This is a genomic window from Dokdonella sp., assembly GCF_051958935.1.
Taxonomy (GTDB): domain Bacteria; phylum Pseudomonadota; class Gammaproteobacteria; order Xanthomonadales; family Rhodanobacteraceae; genus Dokdonella_A.
This window is the reverse complement of sequence record NZ_JBQCFP010000162.1, coordinates 1-3542: the sequence shown is the minus strand read 5'-3', so window position 1 is coordinate 3542 and position 3542 is coordinate 1. Positions and strand designations below refer to the sequence as shown.

2 protein-coding genes and 1 pseudogene are annotated in these 3542 nt (G+C 72.7%); all 3 read left to right on the top strand.

Annotation, left to right across the window (positions count from 1 at the left end; genetic code table 11):
* Positions 1–2251 (top strand): bifunctional aspartate kinase/homoserine dehydrogenase I (gene thrA / locus ACTHK2_RS15360; RefSeq protein ID WP_440246593.1); only part of this gene is annotated, 2251 nt, incomplete at its 5' end.
* Complete coding sequence (locus ACTHK2_RS15355; RefSeq protein WP_440246592.1) at positions 2248–3171, top strand: homoserine kinase; 924 nt, start codon at positions 2248–2250, stop codon at positions 3169–3171. The genes thrA and ACTHK2_RS15355, both read left to right, overlap by 4 nt.
* Positions 3172–3182: 11 nt before the next feature.
* Positions 3183–3542 (top strand): annotated as a pseudogene (locus ACTHK2_RS15350) (threonine synthase); the annotation flags it as partial.

Here is a 3542-nt window from a genome sequence, read left to right as displayed (position 1 = left end):
GCTGCGCGAGCGCCACCTCGCGGCCACACGCGATCTGCTCGGCGAGGACGCCGGTGCGACGCTCGCCTGGCTCGAGCAGGGTTTCGGCGACCTCGCCCATCTGCTCGCCGCACTCGCCGTGCTCGGCACGCCGAGCCGCGAGGCGTCCGAAGCGATCCAGGGCCTCGGCGAAGTCTGGTCGGCGCGCATGCTCGCGGACCTCCTCGCACGAGAAGGCCGTGCCTGCACCTGCCTCGACGCGCGCGACGTGCTCGTCGTCGGCCATGGCGAACTCGGCGCGATCGTCGACTGGGAGGCGAGCGGCGCGCGCTATGCGGACTGGCGCGCACGACACCCGCAGCCGTGGCTCGTCGTCACCGGCTTCGTCGCGCGCACGCGCGAAGGGCGCGCGACCGTGCTCGGCCGCAACGGCAGCGACTACTCCGCCGCGATCTTCGCCGCGCTCGCCGGCGCGGGCGAACTCACCCTCTGGGGCGATACCGACGGGGTGCTTTCGGCCGACCCGCGCCTCGTGCCGGACGCGGTGCCGCTTGCGGCGCTCAGCTACGACGAGGCCTGCGAACTCGCCTACTTCGGCGCCAAGGTGATCCATCCGCAGACATTGACGCCCGCGATCGCGCGCGGCTTGCCGGTACGCATCCGCAATACCTTCCGCCCGGAGCACGCGGGCACGGCGATCGGCGGGCGCATCGACGCACAGGCGCAGCAATCGCCCGTGAAAGGCCTCAGCGCGGTGCGCGACCTCGCCGTGCTCACGCTCGAGGGCGCCGGCATGATCGGCGTGCCGGGCACCGCCGAGCGCGCGTTCGGCGCACTGCACGCGGCGAGCGTGTCGGTCGTGATGATCTCACAGGGCTCGTCCGAGCACTCGATCTGCTGCGTCGTGCGCGAAGCGGATGCGGCGCGCGCCGAAGCGGCGCTGCGACGCGCGTTCGTCGCCGAACTCGCGCGCGGCGAGATCGCGAGCGTCGGCGTCGCGGCCGGCATCAGCGTGCTTGCCGCGGTCGGCGACGGCATGGCCGGACAACCCGGCGTCGCGGCGCGCCTGTTCGGCGCGCTCGCACGCTGCGGCGTCAACATCCGTGCGATCGCGCAGGGCGCGTCCGAACGCAACATTTCGATCGCGGTGGACGCGGCCGACACCGCGCGCGCGTTGCGCGCCGCGCACGCGGCGTTCTGGCTCTCGCCGCAGACCGTGTCGATCGGCCTGGTCGGGCCCGGCAAGGTCGGCGCCGCGCTGCTCGCGCAGATCGAGGCCGCACGTGAGCGCCTGTTGCGCGAGCACCAGCTCGACCTGCGCGTGCGCGCGGTCGCGACGCGCGATCGCCAGTGGCTCGGCGAAGCCGGCGACGCAGCGACCTGGCAGCAGAACGCCGGCAACGGCGGCGACCTCGACGCGTTCACCCGCCACGTGCAGGCCGAGCACCTGCCGCATGCGCTCGTCATCGACTGCAGCGCGAGCGACACGGTCGCCGCACGCTATGCCGACTGGCTCGCCACGGGCATCCATGTCGTCACGCCGAACAAGCATGCGGGTGCCGGGCCGCGCGAGCGCTGGCAGGCGATCCGCGCGGCCGCCGCGCGCGGTGCGCGCTTCCGCTACGAGGCGACCGTCGGCGCCGGCCTGCCCGTGATTTCGACCCTGCGCGACCTGCTCGATACCGGCGACGAACTCATCGCCGCGGACGGCATCTTCTCGGGTACGCTGGCGTGGCTGTTCAACCGCTTCGACGGTTCGGTGCCGTTTTCCGCGCTCGTGCACGAAGCGCACGCGCTCGGCTACACCGAACCCGACCCGCGCGACGACCTCTCCGGCACCGACGTCGCGCGCAAGCTCGTGATCCTCGCACGCGAGGCCGGCGTCGATATCGACCTTGCCGACGTCGCGGTCGAGAGCCTGGTGCCGGAATCGCTGCGCGCTGCATCCGTGGAGGAATTCATGCGTCGCCTCTCCGATTTCGATGCCGTGATCGCTGCTCGCCATGCGCGGGCGCGCGAAGCAGGCTGCGTACTGCGCTACGTCGCGCGGCTCGATCGCACGGGGCACGCGAGCGTCGGCCTCGCCGAACTCCCGGCCGAGCACGCGTTCGCACACCTGCGCCTCACCGACAACATCGTGCAGTTCACCACGCGCCGCTACCGCGACAACCCGCTGGTCGTGCAGGGCCCCGGCGCGGGACCCGAAGTGACCGCGGCCGGCGTGTTCGCCGACGTGCTGCGCGTCGCCGCGAGCCTGGGAGCACGCCTGTGACGCATCATGCGATCGCCTTCGCGCCCGCGAGCGTCGGCAATGTCGGCGTCGGCTTCGACATCCTCGGCCACTCCGTCGCCGGCCCCGGCGACCGCGTGCTCGTGCGCCATATCCCCGAGTCGACCGTGCGTATCGCGGCGATCCGCGGCAGCACGCAGCCGCTGCCGATGGATGCGCCGAAGAACACCGCGGGCGCGGCGCTGATCGCGCTGCGCAACGCGCTGAAGATCCCGGCCGGCTTCGAGATCGAGATCGACAAGGGCATCCCGTTCGGTTCCGGCATGGGCGGCTCGGCCGCCTCCGCGGTCGCCGCGCTGGTCGCCGCCAACGCGCTGCTCGGCGAACCGCTCACGCGCAGCGAGCTCTACCCGTTCGCGCTGGAAGGCGAAGCGGTCGCGAGCGGTGGGCGCCATGGCGACAATGTCGGGCCGATGCTGCTTGGCGGCCTCGTGCTGGCGACGGAGGACCGGCTCGTGCCGGTCCCGGTACCACGCGGTCTCCACTGCGCACTCGTGCATCCGGCGGCCGTGCTCGAAACGCGCGCCGCACGCGCGGCGCTCGCGGGTCCTTTCGCGCTGTCCGAGTTCGTCGCGCAGAGCGCGAACCTCGCGCTTCTGCTCGCGGGCTGCTACGAGCGCGACATCGACCTCATTCGGGCGGGCCTGAACGACGTGCTGGTCGAACCACGCCGCGCATCGCTCATCTTCGGCTTCGACCGCGTGAAGCAGGCCGCGCTGACGGCCGGCGCGCTCGGCGCGAGCATCTCCGGCGCGGGGCCGAGCGTGTTCGCGTGGTGCTACGACGAAGGCACCGCACATTCGGTCGCAGGCTGGATGCGCGCCGCGTTCTCCGACGTCGGCTACGCGAGCGAGGCGTGGATCTCGCCGGTCGCGGGCCCGGCCGCGCGAGTCATCGCGTGAGCAACGATCCGATGATGTACGTGAGCACGCGCGGGCACGCACCCGCGATCGGCCTCGGCGCCGCGCTCGTCGCCGGCCTCGCGCCGGACGGCGGCCTCTACGTGCCCGCATCGCTGCCGAGGTTCGATGTCGCCGACTTCGACGGCTGCGACATGCTGCCGGACGTCGCCGCGCGGCTGCTGCGTCCGTTCTTCGCCGGCGACGCGCTCGCCGGCGAGCTCGACGCGATCTGCACCGAAGCGCTCGATCTGCCATCGCCGCTGCGCGCGATCGCGCCGGACACGTGGCTGCTCGAGCTGTTCCACGGCCCGACCGCCGCGTTCAAGGATTTCGCGGCGCGGTTCCTTGCGGCGTGCCTGGCGCGTTTGCGC